This is a genomic window from Paraglaciecola mesophila (genome assembly GCF_009906955.1).
In the GTDB taxonomy this organism is placed as follows: Bacteria; Pseudomonadota; Gammaproteobacteria; order Enterobacterales; family Alteromonadaceae; genus Paraglaciecola; species Paraglaciecola mesophila_A.
This window is the reverse complement of sequence record NZ_CP047656.1, coordinates 2,717,007-2,740,874: the sequence shown is the minus strand read 5'-3', so window position 1 is coordinate 2,740,874 and position 23,868 is coordinate 2,717,007. Positions and strand designations below refer to the sequence as shown.

The 23,868-nt window shown below is 42.5% G+C and carries 21 protein-coding genes, 2 tRNA genes and 1 rRNA gene; 15 read left to right on the top strand and 9 right to left on the bottom strand.

What is annotated here, in order from left to right; all coding sequences use genetic code 11:
* Positions 1-174: 174 nt before the first annotated feature.
* A complete protein-coding gene (locus FX988_RS11720; RefSeq protein ID WP_201751588.1) occupies positions 175-2,406 on the top strand; it encodes an EAL domain-containing protein in 2,232 nt (743 codons plus the stop codon).
* A 10-nt stretch (positions 2,407-2,416) separates the two neighbouring features.
* On the opposite strand, the gene FX988_RS11715 is transcribed toward FX988_RS11720, so the two are convergent.
* Positions 2,417-2,926 (bottom strand): uracil-DNA glycosylase family protein, encoded by a 510-nt coding sequence (locus tag FX988_RS11715; RefSeq protein ID WP_160180024.1) that lies wholly within the window; start codon positions 2,924-2,926, stop codon positions 2,417-2,419.
* A 178-nt stretch (positions 2,927-3,104) separates the two neighbouring features.
* On the opposite strand from FX988_RS11715, the gene FX988_RS11710 reads away from it, so the two are divergent.
* The gene (locus FX988_RS11710) at positions 3,105-3,428 is read left to right on the top strand and encodes a hypothetical protein (RefSeq protein WP_160180023.1); all 324 of its coding nucleotides are present in this window, start codon (positions 3,105-3,107) and stop codon (positions 3,426-3,428) included.
* Positions 3,429-3,576: 148 nt separating this feature from the next.
* Here FX988_RS11710 and FX988_RS11705 read toward each other — a convergent pair whose 3' ends face one another.
* Positions 3,577-4,704, bottom strand: coding sequence for an acyl-CoA desaturase (locus FX988_RS11705; RefSeq protein ID WP_160180022.1), 1,128 nt, complete (start codon positions 4,702-4,704; stop codon positions 3,577-3,579).
* Between the two features lie 159 nt (positions 4,705-4,863).
* Here FX988_RS11705 and fabR point away from each other — a divergent pair, with 159 nt between their 5' ends.
* The gene (gene fabR / locus FX988_RS11700; RefSeq protein ID WP_160180021.1) at positions 4,864-5,463 is read left to right on the top strand and encodes an HTH-type transcriptional repressor FabR; all 600 of its coding nucleotides are present in this window, start codon (positions 4,864-4,866) and stop codon (positions 5,461-5,463) included.
* On the opposite strand, the gene trmA is transcribed toward fabR, so the two are convergent.
* Positions 5,460-6,557, bottom strand: coding sequence for a tRNA (uridine(54)-C5)-methyltransferase TrmA (gene trmA / locus FX988_RS11695; protein WP_160180020.1), 1,098 nt, complete (start codon positions 6,555-6,557; stop codon positions 5,460-5,462). The two genes, fabR and trmA, sit on opposite strands and share 4 nt — an antisense overlap.
* Before the next feature lie 147 nt (positions 6,558-6,704).
* On the opposite strand from trmA, the gene FX988_RS11690 reads away from it, so the two are divergent.
* Positions 6,705-8,129 carry a DUF5610 domain-containing protein gene (locus tag FX988_RS11690; protein ID WP_160180019.1) on the top strand — a complete coding sequence of 475 codons (1,425 nt, stop codon included), beginning with the start codon at positions 6,705-6,707 and terminating at the stop codon, positions 8,127-8,129.
* 62 nt (positions 8,130-8,191) lie between these two features.
* Here the strand turns inward: FX988_RS11690 and FX988_RS11685 are convergent, their stop codons facing one another.
* The gene (locus tag FX988_RS11685) at positions 8,192-8,830 is read right to left on the bottom strand and encodes a response regulator transcription factor (protein WP_160180018.1); all 639 of its coding nucleotides are present in this window, start codon (positions 8,828-8,830) and stop codon (positions 8,192-8,194) included.
* A 272-nt stretch (positions 8,831-9,102) separates the two neighbouring features.
* On the opposite strand from FX988_RS11685, the gene cmoA reads away from it, so the two are divergent.
* Both cmoA and cmoB read left to right on the top strand, forming a co-directional pair.
* Positions 9,103-9,834: a carboxy-S-adenosyl-L-methionine synthase CmoA gene (gene cmoA / locus FX988_RS11680; protein WP_160180017.1), complete on the top strand. Its 732-nt coding sequence runs from the start codon at positions 9,103-9,105 to the stop codon at positions 9,832-9,834.
* Positions 9,835-9,869: 35 nt separating this feature from the next.
* Positions 9,870-10,841, top strand: coding sequence for a tRNA 5-methoxyuridine(34)/uridine 5-oxyacetic acid(34) synthase CmoB (cmoB, locus tag FX988_RS11675; RefSeq protein ID WP_160180016.1), 972 nt, complete (start codon positions 9,870-9,872; stop codon positions 10,839-10,841).
* A gap of 18 nt (positions 10,842-10,859) precedes the next feature.
* Here the strand turns inward: cmoB and alr are convergent, their stop codons facing one another.
* Together alr and FX988_RS11665 are read right to left on the bottom strand one after the other, a co-directional pair.
* Entirely contained in the window at positions 10,860-11,987 is a 1,128-nt protein-coding gene (alr, locus tag FX988_RS11670; RefSeq protein WP_160180015.1) for an alanine racemase, read from the bottom strand.
* Positions 11,988-11,995: 8 nt separating this feature from the next.
* Complete coding sequence (locus tag FX988_RS11665; RefSeq protein ID WP_160180014.1) at positions 11,996-12,853, bottom strand: D-amino acid aminotransferase; 858 nt, start codon at positions 12,851-12,853, stop codon at positions 11,996-11,998.
* Between the two features lie 171 nt (positions 12,854-13,024).
* On the opposite strand from FX988_RS11665, the gene FX988_RS11660 reads away from it, so the two are divergent.
* Both FX988_RS11660 and FX988_RS11655 read left to right on the top strand, forming a co-directional pair.
* Positions 13,025-13,858 carry a S1 RNA-binding domain-containing protein gene (locus tag FX988_RS11660; protein ID WP_160180013.1) on the top strand — a complete coding sequence of 278 codons (834 nt, stop codon included), beginning with the start codon at positions 13,025-13,027 and terminating at the stop codon, positions 13,856-13,858.
* A 34-nt stretch (positions 13,859-13,892) separates the two neighbouring features.
* Positions 13,893-14,288, top strand: a complete 396-nt coding sequence (locus tag FX988_RS11655) for an OsmC family protein (RefSeq protein WP_160180012.1) — start codon at positions 13,893-13,895, stop codon at positions 14,286-14,288.
* A 93-nt stretch (positions 14,289-14,381) separates the two neighbouring features.
* Here FX988_RS11655 and FX988_RS11650 read toward each other — a convergent pair whose 3' ends face one another.
* Entirely contained in the window at positions 14,382-15,623 is a 1,242-nt protein-coding gene (locus tag FX988_RS11650; protein ID WP_160180011.1) for a cystathionine gamma-synthase family protein, read from the bottom strand.
* Positions 15,620-16,252 carry a 1-acyl-sn-glycerol-3-phosphate acyltransferase gene (locus FX988_RS11645; RefSeq protein ID WP_201751587.1) on the bottom strand — a complete coding sequence of 211 codons (633 nt, stop codon included), beginning with the start codon at positions 16,250-16,252 and terminating at the stop codon, positions 15,620-15,622. The genes FX988_RS11650 and FX988_RS11645 overlap by 4 nt, the downstream gene beginning before the upstream one ends.
* A gap of 126 nt (positions 16,253-16,378) precedes the next feature.
* On the opposite strand from FX988_RS11645, the gene FX988_RS11640 reads away from it, so the two are divergent.
* The 4 genes from FX988_RS11640 to FX988_RS11625 all read left to right on the top strand — a co-directional run bounded on the left by FX988_RS11640 (position 16,379) and on the right by FX988_RS11625 (position 20,680).
* Positions 16,379-17,635 (top strand): S1 family peptidase, encoded by a 1,257-nt coding sequence (locus FX988_RS11640; RefSeq protein ID WP_160180010.1) that lies wholly within the window; start codon positions 16,379-16,381, stop codon positions 17,633-17,635.
* A complete protein-coding gene (locus FX988_RS11635) occupies positions 17,626-18,621 on the top strand; it encodes an FHA domain-containing protein (protein WP_160180009.1) in 996 nt (331 codons plus the stop codon). The genes FX988_RS11640 and FX988_RS11635 overlap by 10 nt, the downstream gene beginning before the upstream one ends.
* 17 nt (positions 18,622-18,638) lie before the next feature.
* On the top strand, positions 18,639-19,406 hold the full coding sequence (locus FX988_RS11630; RefSeq protein WP_160180008.1) for an NRDE family protein: 768 nt from the start codon (positions 18,639-18,641) through the stop codon (positions 19,404-19,406).
* Between the two features lie 83 nt (positions 19,407-19,489).
* Positions 19,490-20,680 (top strand): aromatic amino acid transaminase, encoded by a 1,191-nt coding sequence (locus FX988_RS11625; RefSeq protein ID WP_160180007.1) that lies wholly within the window; start codon positions 19,490-19,492, stop codon positions 20,678-20,680.
* Between the two features lie 95 nt (positions 20,681-20,775).
* On the opposite strand, the gene FX988_RS11620 is transcribed toward FX988_RS11625, so the two are convergent.
* Complete coding sequence (locus tag FX988_RS11620; protein WP_160180005.1) at positions 20,776-21,231, bottom strand: RNA recognition motif domain-containing protein; 456 nt, start codon at positions 21,229-21,231, stop codon at positions 20,776-20,778.
* A 575-nt stretch (positions 21,232-21,806) separates the two neighbouring features.
* Between FX988_RS11620 and FX988_RS11615 the strand changes: the two genes are divergently transcribed.
* The 3 genes from FX988_RS11615 (at position 21,807) to FX988_RS11605 (ending at position 23,848) form a co-directional block, all read left to right on the top strand.
* A 16S ribosomal RNA gene (locus FX988_RS11615) occupies positions 21,807-23,339 on the top strand.
* Between the two features lie 243 nt (positions 23,340-23,582).
* Positions 23,583-23,659 (top strand) — tRNA-Ile (locus FX988_RS11610).
* A 113-nt stretch (positions 23,660-23,772) separates the two neighbouring features.
* Positions 23,773-23,848: transfer RNA gene (locus FX988_RS11605), tRNA-Ala, on the top strand.
* The last annotated feature ends 20 nt before the right edge of the window (positions 23,849-23,868 follow it).

Below are 23,868 nucleotides of genomic sequence, written 5' to 3'. Positions count from 1 at the left end.
TACTCATTCACATATCTAATTTAGTAAATTTTATTTACCATACTGTACTCAATCCTAGTAGCATGGCATTCGGTAATATATTGGATAAACTAATTTTTGATTTGGTCAAGATTTAGCTAGACTTAAGAAATAGTGCTGTAGTGGTTAGGTAAACTCAAGAGAATCGTAATTTAAATGTGTCCAATGGAATATGAGAATGATGAGCTGATTTTCCTGTCTGAGGAAAATACGGCAGACAATACAGAGTTCACCGGTAGCTGGAATGTATTAGTTGTAGACGATGACGAAGAAATTCACTCAGTAACACGCTTGGCATTATCAGATCTTGTTCTTAACAACCGAAATTTGACCTTTTATCATGCTTATTCGAAAGCCCAAGCGCTTGAAATAATTCAGTCTCTTGGTTCAACTCTTGCCATCATTTTATTAGACGTCGTTATGGAAACTGATGATGCTGGTCTTCAAGTCGCCCAAACAATGCGTAATGAAATGGGGTTAGCGGAGCCGCGTATTATTTTACGTACAGGTCAGCCAGGGTATGCTCCTGAAGAAAGTGTGATTAAAGAGTATGATATTAATGATTATAAGACAAAAACCGAATTAACCCGCGGTAAATTAGTGACCACAATTATTGCCTCGCTACGTTCATATCAACAAATACTGACCATTAACCAGAGCAGAATTGGTCTGGAGAAAATTATTCAGGCTGCCTCCAATTTGCTAGAAGAGCATTCTATTAACCGTTTCTGTGAAGGGGTTGTCACCCAGATAAGCTCATTAATCGGTTTAGACTCTTCAGGAGTAGTATGCGCACGAGCAGGCTCTGTTATCGAAAAAGATGAGAACGCGGTTTATGTTTTAGGGGCTGCGGGCGAGTTTGCGAGCTATATCAATACCAAGATTGACAACTTGCATGATGAAAAAATAGTGCAAGCAGTTAATCAGTGTTTGCAGCAGCAGCAACATATATATGGCAAGCATTTTACGGTGCTTTACTTAAATAGTTCAGATTATGACGCGGCTGTTTATTTGAAAGTCGGTCAAGAAATTTCTGATGAGTATAAACAGCTGATAGAAGTATTTTTATCAAGTATTTCAATTGGCTACGAGAATGTGAACTTGTTTCATCAGCTTCATACGGCAGCCTTTAAAGATTGGTTGACCAAGTTGCCAAATCGGGTCGAATTCATCAATAGATTGAGTGATATAAGTAATGATGCGGCGCATGCAAATGATGTCGTAGCGCTGATTGATATCAATCATTTTGCCGATATTAATGACGGGTTAGGCCAAGACACAGGGAATGATACATTGCTTGCATTGGCGCAGCGTATTGAGTCAACTTTCCCCATGGCGACTGCTTTAGGACGTATTGGGTCAGATGTCTTTGCGGTTGTAGGCACTGAACGAGAAGTAAACCCAGCTACGCTTCAAGGCCTATTTAGCAATGCATTTCAAGCGGGTGATCATATGCTTCCCCTTAGTGCGGCATTTGGTTTTTATCGTTTCAACGGTAAAAAACACAGCGGCATCAATATTCTAAAACATGCAAATATCGCGTTAAATCGTGCCAAGAAGAGCTTAAAAACGAATTTTGAATATTACGCCCCGGAAATGGAAGAGCAAACAACGTGGCGCTTAGATATGATCCGTCAATTGCGTGATGATTTCGGTGAACGGAAGCTACAGTTATGGTATCAACCGCAAATTGATTTAGTTACTCAAGAAATTATTGGCATGGAAGCGCTACTGCGCTGGCCTTCATCTGATGGTGGGTTTGTTTCCCCGGCCGTATTTGTTCCTTTAGCAGAATATTCTGGTTTAATTATCGATATTGGCGCTTGGGTCATGCATGAAGCTTGTGAAAAATTGAGGTTGCTTAATGAAGCTAATTTCACTGGACTGCGAATGGCGGTAAACGTGTCAATGCCGCAGTTCAGGGATCCCGAGTTTATTGACTTGGTGAAAAAGGCAATCGTAGACAATGGCCTCGCCCCAGAATGTATTGAATTGGAAATTACCGAAAGTATCGTCATGGATGAACCACAACTAGTGGTAGACGCGCTACATGAGCTAAAAGAGTTCGGTGTCAAGGTGGCTCTTGATGACTTTGGTACAGGCTTTTCTTCCATGAGCTACTTACAGCAACTACCTTTAGATCGATTAAAGGTCGACCGTGCTTTTGTCAATGAAATCAGCCCCAATAAGTCAGCTTTTATCGCAGAAACAATCGTTACGTTAGGAGCGAAATTAGGCCTTAGAACGATTGCAGAAGGTATTGAGAAACCCGAGCAGGCTAACTTTTTGTTGAAGCTAGGTTGTGACGAAGCTCAAGGTTTTATGTACGCTAAACCCATGCCTTTTGACGATCTTATGATGTTTATTGAACAACATAAAACTACTTAACTATCTGAATTTACAATACTTTAGTCAACACTCTTTGCATATGAGGTACAATTTCATCCTCAAACCATGGGTGTTTTTTGAGCCAAATATTATTTCGCGGAGATGGGTGGGGTAAAACAAAGTACTTAGGTTGATAGGACTTCCAGTTTGTTACCCGCTCAGTTAACGACAGTTTATCGTTTAAGTAGTAAGTCTGGGCATATTGGCCAATCAATAAAATGTGCTCAATTGACATGCTATTAATCAAACGCTCATGCCATGTGGGTGCACATTCTTTTCTTGGTGGCTTATCACCACTTTTGGCTTTTCCAGGATAGCAAAAGCCCATGGGTAATATAGCGATATTGTTTGCATCGTAAAACTTTTCCGTTGATATGCCCAGCCACTTTCTCAACCTTACACCAGATGCATCGTTCCACGGCAATTTTGTTTCATGGGCAAGCTTCCCCGGTGCTTGACCTACAATTAACACCTTAGAGTATTGATTTCCTTGAATTATTGGTCGTGGCGCCAAGGGCAAGGATGCCTTACACAGTTGGCAATTTCTTGCGTTATCAAAGTCGTTAATTTAAAAAACCTTCCAAAAAAGACAGTTTTGTCATATTATTGTCATAATCCTGTGGTTTAGAGCTTGGTTTGTTTCCACATTGGATTGCGATGCTCAGCACTTTGCTAAGCGAATTATCGAGGAAATCAAAATGTTAAGAATCAAATTATCAATCATCGCCTTATTAAGCGCATTCGCAGCAACCGCTGCTCAAGCTGATACTCAGAACAATAGACTGTTCGACTGCATGGAATCAACTACATTTGCTATTGACGGTTCATGTATCGCTAATAAAATTCAGCAAAACGTAACGTTTCGCGAAATGCAACTAGACATTGCCCAGAAAACTCAAGTGCAAGACGCAAATGCTATTGCTACTATGCAATTTTTTGAAAAAGAAATGCGTATTAATGTCATTGCTCATAAAGACGCGTTAGCTGAGTCAGAGCTATTAGCACTAAACTTAGCTGAGTAAAAACACTCGTTAAACAGCGCTCTATCGTTCAATACAATGCTTTCCGCTTTGTATTGAACGTATATTTTTCAATTCTTCTACTTCGAAACGATTTTCTTTTCACTTTTTATCGGCAATAAAAAAGCCCCCTTTTGGGAGCTCTTTTCGTTTATGCCATCTGGTACTTAACTTGGTAGAGTTGTAACCATTTTTGCTTCTGCAACTCAAGATTGTATTTAAGTTCTCGGTATTTGAAATCCAATTCTAGTTTTTCATAGTTACGCTTTAACTTGTGTTTGCGAATTTCCATTAAGCGCTTTTTGGTAGCATACATCTCGGCCATTTTATGCAGTATTAGGTCATATTCCTGCTGTAGGCTATGCAATATTTCATCTGCATTGGGGAGCACAGATAAGCTCTTTTGTGCGCGTTGCAGCTGCATTGCCATCTTTGCTTTTTCGATTCGCTCTTCAGGACAGCGACGTAAATTTTTTGTCCAACCGATAAATGATAATCCTCGAATGAGCCACTTAGTCGGATCAAATTGCCACCACTTTATGCCATTACGATAATCGTATTCAAAAATATGGTGATAATTATGATACCCCTCACCGAAAGTGAAGAAGGCTAAAATATCGTTATCACGGGCGGTATTTTTGTCGGTATACGGTTGTCGTCCCCAAATATGAGCCAGCGAATTGATAAAGAAGGTAACTTGGTGAACTACCACCAGACGGAAAAAGCCTGCTAGCAATAACATGCCGAATATATCGCCATTGAGCCACCCCAATAGCATTGGAATGCCGAAATTTGAAATCAGCATAATTGGAAGATAATATTTGTGCTGCCAGACTACTATTTTATCTTTTTGCAGATCTTTGCAATTACTGTAATCCGAGTATCTGTCAACTTGATACTCCCTTAACATCCAGCCCATGTGAGAATACCAGAAACCACGTTTAGCAGAGTATGGATCTTTATCGTTGTCATCTACGTGCCTATGATGAATTCTGTGATCAGATACCCAGTGTAAAATACTGTTTTGTAACGCCATTGCACCGCCAACAGCCAACACTGCACGAACAACTGAATTTGCTTCATACGCTTTGTGCGCCCATAGCCTATGATATCCCGCAGTAATTGACATACCTGAGAAATATATAAGCGTGATACAAGCAATGATTTCTGCACCATCGAAACCTTGCGTAAACGCAATGTACGGAACAAGCAACAATGCGATTAGGCCTGTGATCACAAAGACTAAAATGTTGGTGATAATTAAACGCGGTTTTTTCATTACAGAGGCAGGACTTAATTGAGCTTACACTTGTACGCTAATTTAGCTTATCTAGCGCCTAATTAGCAAGCGATTTATCTGCTTTAGCGATAATTATCGTGCTGAATAGTGCTAAATATTGATAATATATAAAAATTCTGTTTTCAATTGGAGTGCCCTTTGAGTCGTCAAGAACAAAAACTTAAGACGAGACGTGCAATCATTGAAGCTGCATTTAGTTTGCTTGATGAGCAACGGAGTTTGTCGAGCGTAAGTCTACGCGAAGTCGCCCGCGCAGCGGGTATTGCGCCAACTTCTTTTTATCGCCACTTTAAAGATATAGATGAACTGGGGTTAACCTTAGTTGACGAAGCGGGTTTAAACCTCAGGCAGCTAATGCGACAGGCACGACTGCGTATAGCGTCGGGGGGGGGGGTGATCAATACTTCAGTGGATACGTTTATGGAGTTCATTTGTGCTCACAGTAACGTTTTTAGGTTATTACTACGTGAACATACGGGTACATCGCTAGCGTTTAGAGCGGCGGTATTGCGAGAAATTCAACATTTCATTGTAGAGTTAACTGACTACACCATGACCAGTACAGGTTTGTCATATCGGTTTGCTAACTTGCAAGCTGAAGCCATGGTTAAACTAGTCTTTAGTGCTGGGGCTGAGGCGTTAGACTCAAGCCCCGAGCAACAAGCCGTGCTGGCAAAGCGCGTTAAATTGCAGCTGCGCTTTATCGCCAATGGGGCAAAGGAAGCTGCTGGCACTTAACGTTTTTGCAGAAAAACGCCTGACTCCACGTGATGGGTATAGGGAAACTGATCAAACAACGCGAAACGCGCAATATTATGGGTTTTTTGTAATTCGACTAAGTTGTCTTTGAGTGTTTCAGGATTGCATGAAATATATACAATGTTGGCATAACCTTGCACCATAGCTAGCGTTTCATCGTCAAGTCCTGAGCGCGGCGGGTCTACAAGCACGGTCTGACAGTTGTAATCCTGAAGGTTGACACCTTCTAGCCGCCTAAAACTGCGTTCGTTATTCAGGGCTTGTACGAACTCTTCGCTAGACATGCGCAAAATTGTAACGTTCTCAATATTGTTTAAACGTATATTGTGCTGTGCTGCCGCAACGGATGACTTTGATATCTCGGTTGCTAGTACTTTTTTGAAATTCTGTGCTAATGGCAAACTAAAGTTACCCGCGCCGCAGTATAACTCGAGTAAATCGCCTTCGCAGTCTTGAGTGACATCAAGCGCCCATTCGAGCATTTTACTATTCACCCCCGCGTTTGGTTGGGTAAAACTATTTTCTATTTGCTTAAAGGTATAAATTCGTTCATTAACCGGTAGCGCTTCTAATACATAATCTTTATCCAGAAGCACTTTTTGTTTTTTGGCTCGACCAATAAGATCTATTTTAAATTCTTCCCTTAACACTTTACGCAGTAACGTTGCTTCTCTAAGCCACTCCTCTTCCAAAGGCTTGTGATAAACCAGAGAGACCAATACTTCGTCCGTTAAGGTGCTTAAATAATCAATCTGAAACAATTTTCTGCGTAACACTTCATTGTTTTTTAGCAGAGGTACCAGCTTGGCCATGACTTTATTGATAATAACGCTTGCAGGCGGGAACTGCTTTACTGAATATTTTTGTTTGGTGGCTTGGTCGAACATAACATGATCAAGGTTATCCCCGTCATGCCACATTCTAAACTCAGCGCGCATTCGGTAATTTAGTGCCGCGGAAGTAAAAACCTCAATGTTTGGCATAGAGAAAGCCTTAAAAGATTGTTCTACGCTATCAACCTTTTGTGCGAGTTGTTTGTCATAGTCCGCGGGATTAATTTCAGTTGGGCGCACGGCAATTCTCCAAGAAGTCTGTTTATCAAGCGCGGGATTGTAAGTGTTTTCGGCGCTTGTGCAATATTAGTTTTTGAATGCGATGAATTGTACTAAATTTAACCACATTGCAGCCGATAAACTATTGAGGATAGTGAGGTAGCTGAAATGAATATTAATGAAATAAAAGCTTTCATGCATGATAAGCCGACCCACTTAGGGGCAGCAAACAGCATGCAAAACAAATTACGAGATGCTGGCTTAGAACAAGCTCAGGATATGGTCGGTGATAAAGCATCATTAAGTGGTGAGCTGTCATCAAAAAGTACATTTGCCGCGCAAGTGTTGATGAATTCATTGAGCCACAGTGTTTCTTTGGGGCCAAGCAAACCTGAATTTCGCGGCCAGCAGAAAACCGAGCAGGAAGGTGAAGGGAAAGGCTTATTTGATTTTGAGGAAGTTGCACGCAACGTCCTCAACTTTGTTGGTGGGGCTGTTAAACATGCTCAGAGTAAAGGTGCCGACGAAGAGGCACTTAACTCATTGTTAGAGCAAGCCCACGCAGGCGTACGCAAAGGTATCGGTATGGCTGAAAAGGACCTTGCAGGACTCATGAACGACGAAATTAAAACGGGTATTCGTCGCAGCCAAGAGTTAATTGATTCAGGCTTGCAGAAACTAAGAGAGTCTATCTTCGATGACCCTCAAGAAACCACTGCTACTAAAGTCTCTTTGGAGAACCAAGTGAATTATGAACGTCGTGATAGCGGCGAATTGCGTATTCGCACTTTAGAGGGGGATGAAATCAACATTCGCTTTGAAAATTTAGAGAGTTTTGAATTTAACCAGAAATCATTAGTTGAATTACAGCAAGAACAACGGTTTGATCAACCTGTTGAACCGCCACATCAACAGGCTACCGGTGATCTAACGGAACGGGCAAGTGAGGTGTTAAGCAGCACAACCCCACTTGCAAATAAGGACAATGAAACTAATGCTGAATATCAACCAACAGTTAGTAGCGAAGCGAATGCAAACATTGCCAGCCATGTTGTTGGCACAGAGCGCTACGAACACTTTAATAGTAGCGCTTTATCCTTCACTGTTCAGGGGCAACTTGACGAAGATGAAATAAAAGCGATCGGTACGCTTGTTGCTGATGCGAGTGATTTAGCTGACGAATTCTTTAATGGTGATATTGAGTCTGCATTTAATCAGGCTCTTAAGCTCGGTTATGATGAAAAAGAACTAACAGGGTTTGCTTTACAATTAACTAAACAAGAGCAAACTCAATCGATTCAAGCGTATGAGTCTGTTTCACACTTTAGTGAAAAGGATCCCAGAGGTGATCCGAATAAAGCCGTGAAACCCGTGGCTCACTATTTGGATAAAATGCTCGATGTTTTTGAGCAATCTAGACAAAAACTGGAAAGTGGTGAGCAATACGATGATTTAATTAACGGATTAATTAATCAAATGGGAGAGGTGCATACACCTGATTTGATTACTGCAATTCAACGATTCCATTCATTTAATCAAAAATTGTTGAATGGTTTACCATTAAATTTCGGTGAAAGCGCCCAAAGCGAATAACGTTGCCAAGAAACACGTTAGTTAAAAGAAGCATTAACTAACGTGTTTAAGCTAAAATTGTATTAATCTTCTAAATTTAACTTTTTAAGCAACAATACCGCTTGTGTTCGGGTATTGACTTCCAACTTTCTGAATACTGCGCTGATATGTGCTTTCACTGTAGCTTCTGTCACATTCAATTCATGGGCAATTTGTTTATTTAACAATCCGTCGTGAATTAGTTTTAATACTTGAAATTGCTTAGGCGTTAATTCAGCAATTCTTTGCGCTAAGTTAATTTCATCACTATCAACTTCCGCTATTTTAGTTTTTAGGTCATCTGTTAACCACACTTCACCATTCATGATGCTTCTAAGCGCTTCAGCAATCATAGGTGTGGGGCTAGACTTGGGTACAAAACCTTTCGCACCGAAACTCATAACATACGACACGACTTCGATAGAGTCGCTCGCAGAAACAACGGCAACTGGAATTTGTGGGTAGTCTTGGGTAACGCGTATCAGGCCATAAAAATTTTCACAACCTGGCATGTGTAAATCAAGCAAAATTAAATCAATATCCGGATTTGCATCCAATGAATTTAACGTTGAATCAAGAGAATCCGATTGTAAGATCTCAACTTCTTCAAATAACGGATTCAACGCACCAACTAAAGCTTCACGAAAAAGCGGATGATCATCAGCGATTAAAAACTTTGCCATTTATGTGCCTTCAATAAATAATTCTACATTAAGTTACAAGACTAATACTTTAGTCGATAATAATGAAGGGATTAATTAACTACCCTGCAATTTATGTGACATATTCTATCAGAAGCCGCAAGTTTGATGTAACTAAATCTGTACAACTTATCCGCATAATCTGTATTAGCGAAATGTATGGCAATAGATGTTCGTCGTTTCGGACAGGGGAATTGCTTGGCGCAGGCGGTGCGGGTAGAATTACCAAACGTAATCAGTAGAAGTTTTATCTCATGCATTCAGGCAAAGACGCCATTTATTCCCAGCCTCAACAAGTTAGCAAATTTCGTTTTGACGATGCGGTTGCTGATGTTTTTCCAGATATGATTCAGCGCTCGGTACCAGGGTATAGCACTATTGTTGACGCTATAGGTCAGCTTGTGGGTCGTTATGCAACAGATTCATCCAATATTTACGATCTTGGTTGTTCATTGGGAGCAGTGAGCCTTGCAGCTGCGCGTTACATCGAAGCAAAAGCATGTCGTATTATTGCCGTGGATAACTCGGAGGCTATGGTGGATCGTTGTGAGCGCAATGTGAAGTCTTACAAATCCAATACTCCGATTGACGTCATTTGTGATGATTTAACCAATATTCATATCGAAAATGCATCGAGTGTGGTCATGAACTTTACCTTACAGTTTATTGAGCCATCGAAGCGAAATGCTATCATCCAATCTATATACGATGGCTTGGCTCCCGGTGGTATTTTTATTCTTTCTGAAAAGTTGCGTCATGACTCACCCCAAGGCAATGAGTTATTAATTGACTTGCACCATGAGTTTAAGCGTCGCAATGGCTACAGTGAGTTGGAAATTAGCCAGAAGCGGGAATCAATCGAAAATGTGCTGCGCGCTGAAACCTTCGATGCCCATCAGGTACGATTAAAAAAAGCCGGCTTTGACGATGTTGTACTATGGTTTCAATGTTTTAACTTTGCATCTATTGTCGCAATTAAAAACTAAAACTGCTTCAGTTATTTACTCTACAGGCGCTATTCATGTCAGTTAGCTGGTTTAATCAATTTTATAAAGAAATCGCAGAGTCTCCTTTAAGCGCTTGGCTTGAGTTGCTACCTGGGCAAATTGCCACATGGCAGAAAGAGCAATTGCACGGTGACTTCAATAAATGGGTGAAGTTATTAGCAAAACTGCCAAAAACCGAACCCAGCGTGATAAATACCAAAGACAAAGTTGAATTTGGTGCAGCTGACGATGTAAGTGAATACACGCAAAAGCAGATTGTTGGTTTATTAAAACAATTTATGCCATGGCGCAAAGGCCCCTTTTATATTCATGGTATTCATATTGATACGGAATGGCGCTCAGACTGGAAGTGGGATCGCGTGCAGCCGCATATTCAGTCATTAGAAAATCGCTATGTGCTTGACGTTGGTTGTGGCAGTGGTTACCACATGTGGCGTATGTTAGGTGAGAATGCGAAAATGGTGGTGGGCGCTGACCCTTCACAGTTATTTTTGATGCAGTTTCAAGCTATCAAGCATTTCAACCCGGATCCGCGTATTCACTTATTGCCCGTAGGAGTTGAGCAGTTACCTCACAAAAACGCTTTTGATACGGTCTTTTCAATGGGGGTACTTTATCACCGAAAAAGTCCATTAGATTTTTTACAGCAACTCAAAAATCAACTTCGTCCCGGTGGAGAGTTGGTTCTAGAAACGCTTGTGGTCGAGGGGGATGAGAATACCGTACTTATGGCTGGTGATCGATATGCGCAAATGCGTAATGTTTGGTTTTTGCCTAGCACCGATGCTCTATGTTTATGGATGAGGCGATTAGGGTTTAAGGATGTCCGCGTCGTTGATTTAGCAAAAACAACGTTAGAAGAACAACGGGCAACGCAGTGGATGGACAGCCAATCTTTGGTGGACTTTTTAGACCCGAATGATCATGCAAAAACGATTGAAGGATACCCAGCGCCGCTGCGTGCAGTGATTGTTGCAGAGCGCTAAAGATTCCTTGCCGATTATTTATTCGTTTATAAAAACTCGTTTGGCCCGAGTTGGCATACGCGTGACTAGTTCATAGCCTAATGTTTCGGCCCATTGGGCGACCTCATTTACCGACAGGTTTTTACCCCACAACTCTACGTCATCACCAAGCTTTACATTGTTTAACTTTGTGACATCGACACATAACATGTCCATGGACACACGCCCTGCTAAAGGTGCAATTTGACCCTTTATCATCACAGGAGTGCCAGATTTAGCCGTACGCGGATATCCATCTCCATAACCTGCTGCAACTGTGGCAATCATGCTTGGTTGTGTTGCTGTCCACGTTGCGCCATACCCTACAGATTCACCAGCATTCACCTGTCTGAGGGCAATAATTTTAGAATGAAACTGCATAGCCGGAATAAGAGGCACTGAGAGCGTATTTTCGTGCTCAAATGGACTAATACCATACAGCATGATCCCAGGTCGATTCCATGTTCCATGACTTTCTGGTGCAGCCATGACGGCTGCTGAATTTGCAGCACTATTTGCAACGAGTTTGCCAGACGTTGATAGTGCCTTTACAAGGTTATGGAAGTTGTCTAGTTGCCGCTTAAAGAGAGTGTGATTGGGTTGATCTGACATGGCAAAATGGGTCATCAATACTACCGAGCGCACATTTTTGCTGTTGGCTAGCGTTTGATAAGTATGGCTAGCATTTGCCATGGATATACCTAGCCTGTGCATCCCCGTGTCTATTTTCAGCCAGACATCTGCAGGCTCCGCTAAAGAGGCATTTAGTAGTTCTTCAATTTGTTGCTGATTATGCAGCACAACTTGCAGGTTTAAGTCATCTAAAACACTTAACTCACTAGAACAAAAACAACCTTCTAACAGTAATATAGGAGTTTTGATGTGATGCTGTCGTAGGCTAACGGCTTCCTCGATACTCGATACAGCTAACAATGCCGCTTTACCATCAAGCGCTCTGGCTGTAGCAACAGCCCCATGCCCGTAAGCATCGGCTTTAATAACGGCCATGGCTTGGCTTACGTTATCGAGGGAGTTGCCATTTTTAGGCTTAGCGCCAAGTGATTGCGCATAATCAAAGTTATGACGAATGGCGTTAAGATCCACCGTGATTGAAATAGGACGGGGCATTAACGACCTTAATATTGGTACTTATATTGACTAAATAGTGCTTGGGCTGCTTGCCATACATCACCCACAGAGCCATCGCCAACAGGTTTTTCATCTAGGGTAATAATAGGCGCGACTTCTTTACTTGAACTGGTCAGCCACAGCTCATCAGCATTACGGACCTCTTCCATACTAATGACGCGCTCTTCAATTTTATAGTTGCTGTGTTCTCGAAGTATGGCTAGCAGTAGTTTCCGCGTTACACCCGGTAACAGTTGGTTGTCTAGTGCTGGGGTAGCTATTACCTCATTTTTAACTACAAAAACATTACATGAGCTGGCTTCTGTTAGTTGCTGCTGTTGGTTAAATAGAATGGTTTCTTGCATGCCTAGATCTTGGCTTTGTTGAAAATGCATAACATTTCCAAGTAAAGAAGTAGATTTGATATTGCAGCGCTTCCAGCGCAGATCTTCGCTACTGGTCACGTTAAAGGCTTTTACTTTTGATTTATCCGGAGTCGGTGCCGCTGGGATCTCAAAGGAAAACGCGAATACTGTTGGCGTTACATCCGTTGGGTAGGCGTGGGCACGCTTGCTGTCGGTACCTCGGCTCACATGCAAATAGATACCGCGATTGCCCGATTCGTTTTTACTGACTAAATTATCGATGATCTGTTGCCAGTCATCCCGGCTGTAATCCAGTTTGATACCAATAGAACTTAACCCCTGTTGCATACGTTCTATATGAGCAATAAACCCAACAGTCTTACCTTGGTAGGTAGGAATAACTTCATAGATACCGTCGCCAAATAAAAAGCCGCGATCCATAGGAGAAATTTTTGCTTGCTCTTGGGGAAGGTATTCCCCATTTAAAAATACGATGCTCATAATAAGAACCCAGAAATAGCATTAGGAAGAAAGGCAATAAGGGGCGGATTATGCCACGAATTTTTGCGCTAAATTAAGCTTCTTTGTTAGTAAATTTGAATTTATACCATGACAAACTGTGTTATCAGGTACAATAAGGTTCGCTTCTATAGTTCAATACAGACAGGTTTTATGCTGCAAATTGGTAAGTTCAACTCATTAAAAGTAATTAAACAAGTGCCTTTCGGCTTCTACCTTGATGGTGGAGACGACGGTGAAGTGCTGCTACCGACTAAGTTCGCTGACGAGGCGTGTAAAGTGGGTGATACCTGCCAAGTATTTGTATATCACGACAGTGATAGTCGACTAATTGCAACAACCCAAACCCCGCTAGCTCAGGTTGATGAGTGTGCTTTTTTAAAGGTGGTGAGCGTTAATAACGTCGGTGCATTTTTAGATTGGGGCATAGATAAAGATATTTTGGTGCCTTACAGCGAACAAGACTTCCCCATGGCTGAAGGTGTGTCTTACGTGGTGTTTGTTTACTTTGATGATGAAACTGGCAAAGTCGCAGCATCAACACGGTTGCGAGATTTTCTGTTTGAAGAAGGCAAAAACTTCACGCCTAAGCAAGAAGTTGATTTACTGATATGCGGCCGCAGTGACATGGGGTATAAGGCGGTGATAAACGGTAGCCACCTTGGTTTGATTTTCAAAGATGAAGTGTTTAAACCGTTACGCATTGGTCAGCGCACCAAAGGGTTTATTAAGCGCGTTCGTGAAGACAACAAAATTGACCTGTGTTTTCAGTTTCATGATGACGGTGCGCGAAACGACTTGGCAGATCAGATAATCGATGATTTAGAAGCCCATGGTGGCATCTCGACATTAACGGATAAGAGTTCTGCACAAGAAATATCGAAACGATTTAATGTGAGTAAAAATGTGTATAAAAAAGCATTAGGCGCTTTGTACAAGCAAAAACGCATCTTGTTAGATAAAAGCAAAGTTACCCTAATAAAGTAAATATGAGCAGCATCAATTCGTAGTGGAGAAGTAGATGAAAGCGACCGTCAAGTGGCAGTCAGATATGAAATTTACTGGTGAAACTGAAACCGGTAAGCGTATAGAAATGGATGGTGACGGCACCCAAGCTTCGCCAATGGAGGCGGTATTACTCGCTGTGGGAGCATGCTCATCTATTGATGTCGTGGAGATCTTGAAAAAATCTCGTCAAGCAATAAGTGACTGCGTATGTGAACTTGAGGCAACACGCGCTGATGAAGCGCCTAGAGTATTTACAGATATTCATGCACATTACTCAGTAACGGGTGAAAGCCTGAGTGAGAAGCACGTTCAGCGAGCGGTTCAACTTTCGGCAGAGAAATATTGTTCGGTGATGTTAATGCTAGAAGGTAAAGTGAAGATTACGACTAGTTTTAGTATTCAATCTTAAATAAGCAGGTTGCAGGTACGCGATCGATGTAGCGTAGGGAGCGAGTTGAGCCAGGAATTCTAGTTTAACTCGCTCCTAATATTCAGCGCTTTTTTACGCTAGAGCGTCAAAGGCTTGCTCAAAGTCAGCGACGATATCGTCTACATCTTCAATACCAATAGAAAAACGCAGCATATTATCATTGATGCCCATATCGGCCCTTTGCTCAGCTGTATTCTCAAAGTAAATTGTTGACGCAACGGGTAAGCCTAAGGTGCGAGTATCGCCAAGGTGCGTGGCGCAAAGCACGAGTTTAAGTTCATTTAAAAATGCCAATGGATCAATATGCGCTGCCAAGTCAATACTTACAATGCCACCATAGCCAGTGAATAATTCTCGCGCGATAAAGTGTTGAGGATGATCCGCTAAGCCAGGGTAGTAGACCTGTTGTACATGTTCATGGGTATGTAAATAGGTCGCAAGACGCAGTGCATTTTGACAGATGCGTTCAACACGCAGTGCTAACGTTTCAAGACCAATTGAAATGCTATGCGCTGAATCAGGCGACAAGGTTGCCCCCATATCCCTTAGCCCGCGTTTTTTGATTTGGGTAAGCCCCCATTGTTGTGTATCCGCCCCTCGGTACATGGGGAGTATGTTGTCAAACCTACTCCAGTCGAATAAGCCAGTATCAATTATCACACCGCCAAGCACATTTCCGTGTCCCGATATGTATTTAGTTAGAGAAGCAATGGTCAATGACGCTTTCACACTTTTAGGCTGAAAAATATTTGCTGGTGTCATTGTATTATCGACGATAAACAATAATTTGTTTTCTTCGCATAACTGGCCTATCGCTCTTAAATCAGATACTTGGGTCGCTGGGTTGGCAATCGTTTCTGCGTACACTAATTTTGTATTGGTTTTAATCGCTCCGGCCACGTTTTGAACATTTGTTGCGTCAACATAACTAATCTCAATACCTAATCCTTCAAGCGTGCTCGCTAAACTGCTGGTATTGCCGAATAAATATTGACTTAGGATGATGTGATCACCACTGCGTAATAAACTCAGAAAAGTGGCGCTAATCGCAGCCATGCCGGTAGAGAAAGTAATGGCACCAACGCCCCCCTCTAGCGAATTGAGAATATTTTGCAGTGACACACTAGATGCAGACGAGGAGCGCGCGTAAACGTGACCTGCCGTTTTTCCTTGAAACACGTCGACTAAGTCTTGTGCGTTATCAAATGAAAATAGTACGGAATTGTTTGTTGCTTGATGCACTGCACCGTTTTGTGGTTTGTTGATAACTCTATCTGCGTGTACTAAACGGGTGGTAAAACCTTGGTCTTTCAATCTTTGTCTCCGCTGGAGGGCGTTAAGTTGGTGGCTACATTATTAGGGAATTTAGCATGCACTGTATGGTAATGCTGATAAATGCGCTGCAATTCTAACGCTATATTCTCACTTATTGTAAGCACAGGGCCTAATTCAATTCGCTTTTTCTTATAATCAAATGCAACTAAGAATAGGGGCATGTCAGCTTTATGAGCAATATGTAAAAAGCCCGTTTTCCAGTTTTCTCGTCTGCTGCGGGTACCTTCAGGTGCTAAGCACAATATCATCTGCTCCGCATTACGCGCTTTTTCGGCCATTTGATCCACAATTCCATGCGCTTTTTGCCGCTTGATAGGGATCCCGCCCCAACGCTTAAGTGCAATTGAAAAGGGAGGAATAAATAAACCACTTTTAGCAAAGAAACTAATTTTAAGCTTTAGCGTAAAGGCCACAGCTATTCCAATCACAAAATCCCAGTTCGAAGTATGTGGGGCAACGGCAATGATCATTTTCTTATGTGCGGGGAATTGACCAGTGAATTTCCAGCCCATCATTTTGAGCACGGTATTGCCAATAAAGCTACTCAACGCGTTACCCATCCGCGGTAAATCTTCATGTAGAATCGGTGTATTTAATTTGTTAGCCATTTCTTTCTTAGTTGTAGCGCTTTACACTAGACGGAATGATCCGACATGTCATCCTCATTGTCGAGTGCCAACTCTGCATGCGCATTCAAATGGCCTCTCAGGTCAATAAAAAAGGAAAAAAGAATTTTGAGATATTTGTTTTTCGCGTTGGCTTTATTCAGCGTTACGGGGTTTGCTCAACAAACAGCACAAAACCTTTTTAGTCATTATCAAAGTGCATTGTATCAAATTAGAATCATCGAATTAGGTTCAGGAAATAAGTCTTCGATCGGCTCAGGCTTTCAAATTAATGAAGCGGGTGTGCTCGTGACTAATTATCACGTGGTGTCTGAGTATGTCTATTTTCCAGAAAAGTATCGTATCGAGTACCTAGCCGCAAACGGAACGGTAGGCGAGTTATCTTTGGTGAATATCGATGTAGTAAACGATCTAGCGTTAGTGCAGGTGCAAAGCGACAGTAAAAGTACGGACTTTTTCTCTTTGTCTGCTCATTTACCTGAACAAGGCAGTAGCATATATTCACTCGGTAACCCTCACGATTTAGGCATGATCGTGGTGCCAGGGACCTTCAACGGGATTAAAAAGAACAGCTTCTATCAGCGCATTCATTTCACCGGTTCAATTAACCCTGGGATGAGCGGAGGCCCGGTCGTTAATCCAGAAGGTGAGGTTGTTGGTGTCAATGTTGCCACAGCGGGAAATCAAATTGGGTTTTTGGTGCCGTTAACCAAGATCCGTGCATTGGTAAGCACAAATGAATTTACACCGATATCCACCAATGAATATAAGCGGGTTATAGCGGCACAACTGATGGACAATCAACAGCGCTTGTTTGAGCGCCTTGAACACGAAGAGTGGAAATTAAATGAGTTGGGAGGGGCAAAAATCCCTACGTTAACCGGACCACTATTATCCTGTTGGGGAGATTCAAATAGTGCCGATCAAGAGGCATTGTATTTGTCCGTAGAAAATAGATGTAGTTTAGACGAAGAAATATTCGTTCATGGCGGTCTACGTACTGGCGGTATAGAAATTGAGTTTGAATGGCTCGAAAGTGATGAATTTGGTGCACATCGTTTTTATGACTTTTTTAGTGGAAGTATTTCAGGTGCAAGTGCAGGTAACCATGCAGGTAAAAATGATGTCAGTAACTATCAGTGCAAACAAGATATTGTTGCTAACACCCATGATGTAAAAACCAAAAGTATTTTATGTTTACGTGCGTATAAGGAGTTTCCACATTTATATGATGTCTTATATATAGGGGCGACACTAAACCATGAGTCTCAGGGGCTGATAAGTCACTTCACTCTAGCAGGGGTAAGTCAGGGATCTGCAATGCGATTCACTAAGCAATTTGTGGGGGCAATAGCATGGCAATAGTGCTCGAACTGCTCTCACGTAAAGACCAAACGTTAAAATATTTTAAATTTAATAAATCAGAAATTTTAGTGGGGCGAGATCATCATTGTGATCTGCGCTTAGAAGACCCTTATATCAGCGCTGAACATGTGCGTATAAAACAAGATAGTGAAGACCACACAATTTCTTTTGAGGATTGTGACACAGTTAACGGCACGTTAGTGAATAAGCAGTTGTTACCAAGCGGGCAATTGCAAGGCAACGATATTCTAAAACTTGGCCGCACACGCTTAAAAGTGGTGAATACAAATCAACCCGTTTCAGCGGCGCTGCCTCTCAGTCAACTAGAAGAAAGCCTGAATTGGTTGTCTCACAGCGGTGTAGCGATTCTGTTGACCTTGGCGTACTTGGTGCTGTCTATGGTGCTTGAGTTTACCAACAGTGTCGCGGCTTACAATGTGTTTGACATGCTACCTAAAGAAATGGGGCAAATGGCGCTATTAAGCGCCTGGCCGATAGCGTTCGCGATTATGGGGAAAGTATTCAATAAAGAAAGCCGTGTGGTGAGCCAATTTTCTATATTGTGGCTTACACTGTTTATTTTTTATGGCTTGTATTTATTGGAAAAACTGGTTTCCTTCAATTTCAATGCACCAGAAGGATTAATTTGGATTGAGCTGATGGTGTATGCGCTGGTGCTATTTTTTTGTATTTGGTTGTCATTGTTTTTTGCCTTTCATCAAACAAACAAACGACGAAACTTGGTGAGCTCCATGATGACCTTGGTGATTGTTGTACCAATAGTGAGTTTGAGCATGCTAGGCAGTAACGATTTCAGTGCTAAACCTGCATATAACAGTATTATGTTGCCGCCAATTTATCAATTAAGACCAGCGTCAGACGTGGACACCTTTGTTGAAAACTCAGCGTCGCTATTTACCGAACTTGACGAGCATCTAGCAAGTGAGAACTTGGCTCAGAAAAATTCGAATAATCCAGAGCATTAACTTAGTAGTGAAAACGTATGTGTATTTTATTTATCGCTGTCAATCAGCACACTGATTACCCGCTTATTGTAGCGGCAAATCGCGATGAGTTTTTTGAAAGGCCAACAAGCGAGTCATCTTTTTGGTCCGAGCATCCACACATTCTTGCTGGTAAAGATCTGCGCGCTGGTGGTACATGGATGGGGATTAATCAACGAGGTAAATTATCTGCGCTAACGAATATTCGTGACCCCCAGCGTATTGCGTCTGATGCTACTTCCAGAGGCGAATTAGTCAGTGACTACTTGCACCATTCACCGAGCAGTGAAGAGTATCTGGCTCGGATATCCGCTAACGCTGAAAAATACAATGGCTTTAACTTACTCTTTGGTGATTGGAACGACTTGTATGTGTTCAACAATCACACACTTCAATCGGACAAGTTAACCACAGGTGTATACGGTTTATCTAATGCTAGTTTAAATACCCCTTGGCCTAAAACGTTGCACGGGATGACGCAATTAACCGAATATTGCCAAGACTCTCAGTCATTAGAAAGCGAACAGTTATTTGCTTTGCTTAAGAATCAAACCAAAGCCAAAGACGATACTTTGCCGCAAACTGGTGTGCCGATAGAGTGGGAGCGAAAATTATCTTCCATTTTCATACAAAGCCCAGAATATGGTACACGCTCATCTACCTTGCTTTTAGTCAATAATCAACAGCACGTATCGTGGCAAGAACGAACTTTTAATAATGAAGCTCAGTGCATTGCCGAAAATAGCTATCATTTCGCTATAAAATAGCATTATTTTAAGTTCGAAAAATCATCAGGCAATGGCATAATGTCTGCCGTTTAGCCTATTCACCATAAATTCAGAGGAACATCATGTTTGAAGTATTGCCCCAGTTACCCGCCGATCCTATTTTGGGATTATCAACTGCTTATAAAGCTGATACCAATCCATTAAAAATAGATTTGGGAGTAGGCGTATATAAAGACGAGCAAGGGCATACACCAATTTTATCTTCAGTGGCGAAAGCTCAAGAGCTTTTATTGGCTAAAGAAGATTCTAAAACCTATATTACCCCTCAAGGTGTACCGGGTTATATCGATGGCATGTTGCAGTTGCTGTTAGGTAAAGGCAGCAAAGTCATGCTTGAAGATCGTGTTGCCGCCGTTCAAGCGCCAGGTGGTTGCGGTGCATTGCGTATATTAGCTGAACTCATTAAACGCTGTAACAGTGACCTGACTGTTTGGGTAAGCGACCCAACTTGGGCTAACCATATACCGCTCATTGGTAATGCTGGGCTTAAAATCGAAACCTATCCGTATTTTAATAAAGCAGATGCAAGTATCAATTTTGACGGTATGGCCGAAACATTGGCACAGGTCAAATCAGGAGATGTGGTGTTACTACACGGATGCTGCCACAATCCAACAGGCGCGGATTTAACACCTGAACAGTGGAAAACGGTTTTAGAGATAGCGCAAAAAACCGGATTTATTCCGTTTGTTGATGTGGCTTATCAAGGATTCGGTGACGGACTTGAGCAAGATGCATATGGTTTGCGTTTATTAGTGGAAAACCTACCTGAAGTGATTATTGCCGCTTCATGTTCAAAAAACTTTGGCCTTTATCGTGAGCGCGTAGGTCTAGCGGCAATGATTACGGCAAATACTCAAACTCGACAAGCTATTCAAACGCAAATTCAATCTATTGCCAGAGGTATTTATTCAATGCCACCTTCTTACGGTGGTGCGTTGGTAGACATTATTTTGAGCGATGAGGCATTACGTACTGAGTGGGTAGCCGAAGTTGAAGCTATGCGCACGCGTATGCAAACGCTACGGGGATTGTTAGTTACTAAACTTGCTGAGAAAGGCGCCCAACGAGACTTTAGCTTCGTGAAAGAGCAAAAAGGCATGTTCTCATATTTGTGTATTACACCAGAACAAGTTCAAGAGATGCGCAACAAACATAGTGTTTACTTTGTTGACTCGAGCCGAGTGAATATCGCAGGTATCAGTATAGCTAATGTTGATACGCTGGCTTCAGCCTTGGTTTCAGTACTATAAGCTAACATAGCGAATAAGTTTCATGCATAAAAAAGCCGATGTTTATCATCGGCTTTTTCGTTTCTACTACATAGAGATCACTAACAATAGTGAAGTTAATCTTCTACTTTGTCTTTCGCCATGCGTACTTTTAACGTTCTTTCTTGAAACTCTGAGTCATTTAAATTTTGAATTGCTTTTTCTGCGCCCGCAGCAGTCATTTCAACGAAACCATAACCTTTGCGCTTACCTGTGCGGCGATCCTTCATTAAACGAACAGAGTGCACCTGCCCTTGTAATTCAAAATGTTGTTGTACAGCCTGTTCATTGGCGCGATAGGGTAAATTGCCAACATACAATGTTTTACTATTGTCAACGTCTGTTTCTTTTGTAGCTACTGCAGCCACGGAAAACTGACTACTAATGATAGGGACTAGAATACCGCCAAGCAGTAATCCAACGGCAATGGCAACATTAGGTTCAAGGTTAGTTGCGATAACAGGTAATAAAAAATAGCCCGCAATAGCAAGAACGACGGAAAGAATTATATTTATTATAGTGGGTGAGTTCATGTATCTACCTAAAAGATTGTGTGTTTATAAGAATATAAGGCTTAGCTATGTTAACCATTTATTACAAATTCGCCAACTAATAAGCCTTTACAATTCTATATATAGAAGTAAATACCAGTATATGGGCCTAAAGTGAGTCATTTTGATTGTTAAATCGCCACTCAAACGCTTTTTTAAAATAAACACTTGCGATCAAAGATTGGATCTCTATAATGCGCATCTCGCTTCGGGACAGCCGCTAAAACAGCTGAAACGACACTGGATTTTCCAGGTGATTGAAGACTTTTTAAAGTGTTCAATCAGCGTGATGCAGGGCGGTTTAGTTTGATTTTTCAGTTTTCGATTCGCTTCAAAAATTGATTCAAAATTAAATAAAAATAACACCTTGACATCGAAGATTGAGAGCGTATTATACGCCTCCCGCTTGAGAGGGTCTACGGACAGCATCTTAAGCCGCTTCTAAGGAAGCACGCTGCTTTGGCAGCAAATGTTCTTTAACAATTAATAACAAGACAATCTGTGTGGGCACTCACTTGATGAGTGTCTACCAAAAAAATTCATGTTCGATAAATATTTAATTGAAGAGTTTGATCATGGCTCAGATTGAACGCTGGCGGCAGGCCTAACACATGCAAGTCGAACGGTAACATTTCTAGCTTGCTAGGAGATGACGAGTGGCGGACGGGTGAGTAATACTTAGGAATATGCCTTTGTGTGGGGGATAACCATTGGAAACGATGGCTAATACCGCATAACGTCTTCGGACCAAAGGGGGCCTTGGCTCCCGCGCAAAGAGTAGCCTAAGCGAGATTAGCTTGTTGGTGAGGTAAAGGCTCACCAAGGCGACGATCTCTAGCTGTTCTGAGAGGAAGATCAGCCACACTGGAACTGAGACACGGTCCAGACTCCTACGGGAGGCAGCAGTGGGGAATATTGCACAATGGGGGAAACCCTGATGCAGCCATGCCGCGTGTGTGAAGAAGGCCTTCGGGTTGTAAAGCACTTTCAGTTGTGAGGAAAGGTTGATGGTTAATACCCATCAGCTGTGACGTTAGCAACAGAAGAAGGACCGGCTAACTCCGTGCCAGCAGCCGCGGTAATACGGAGGGTCCGAGCGTTAATCGGAATTACTGGGCGTAAAGCGCACGCAGGCGGTTTGTTAAGCTAGATGTGAAAGCCCTGGGCTCAACCTGGGAATTGCATTTAGAACTGGCAGGCTAGAGTTTTGGAGAGGGGAGTGGAATTCCAGGTGTAGCGGTGAAATGCGTAGATATCTGGAGGAACATCAGTGGCGAAGGCGACTCCCTGGTCAGTAACTGACGCTCATGTGCGAAAGTGTGGGTAGCGAACAGGATTAGATACCCTGGTAGTCCACACCGTAAACGCTGTCTACTAGCTGTTTGTGGATTTAATCCGTGAGTAGCGAAGCTAACGCGATAAGTAGACCGCCTGGGGAGTACGGCCGCAAGGTTAAAACTCAAATGAATTGACGGGGGCCCGCACAAGCGGTGGAGCATGTGGTTTAATTCGATGCAACGCGAAGAACCTTACCTACTCTTGACATACTAGAAACTTTTCAGAGATGAATTGGTGCCTTCGGGAATCTAGATACAGGTGCTGCATGGCTGTCGTCAGCTCGTGTCGTGAGATGTTGGGTTAAGTCCCGCAACGAGCGCAACCCCTGTCCTTAGTTGCCAGCCTTAAGTTGGGCACTCTAAGGAGACTGCCGGTGACAAACCGGAGGAAGGTGGGGACGACGTCAAGTCATCATGGCCCTTACGAGTAGGGCTACACACGTGCTACAATGGCGAGTACAGAGGGAAGCAAACTTGCGAGAGTAAGCGGATCCCTTAAAGCTCGTCGTAGTCCGGATTGGAGTCTGCAACTCGACTCCATGAAGTCGGAATCGCTAGTAATCGCAAATCAGAATGTTGCGGTGAATACGTTCCCGGGCCTTGTACACACCGCCCGTCACACCATGGGAGTGGGTTGCAAAAGAAGTAGCTAGTTTAACCTTCGGGAGGACGGTTACCACTTTGTGATTCATGACTGGGGTGAAGTCGTAACAAGGTAACCCTAGGGGAACCTGGGGTTGGATCACCTCCTTACTATTAGGTCGGCCTCATCAGGCTGAGTGTTCACACAGATTGTTTTGTTGTTAGTAAAGAAGAGCAAAAAAGAAGTGCTTGGGATATTCAAGCAATTTCTAGCGCTGTTAAGTCATCGTTTATTGCGATGATGTTTGTTCTAGGCAAGCCGACTTTGGAGCGAGCGAGGGCGTGTACAAGCAGTACATAACCGAGTGAGAGACAAACAAAGGCGCAGCATAGGGCAAAGAGCAGAAGCAAGAAAGGCTTGTAGCTCAGCTGGTTAGAGCGCACCCCTGATAAGGGTGAGGTCGGCAGTTCAAGTCTGCCCAAGCCTACCATTTCGCATTTATGCGGTGTTGGACACCTCGTCGTTTAGCAGGCTAAACGTCCTCGGTCTCCGCCTAGCCTAAATACGAACTGGCCGAAGATGAAAATCCTCAAAATAAATTGAGGGGCTATAGCTCAGCTGGGAGAGCGCCTGCCTTGCACGCAGGAGGTCAGCAGTTCGATCCTGCTTAGCTCCACCACTTTCTAAGAAAGTGATTTT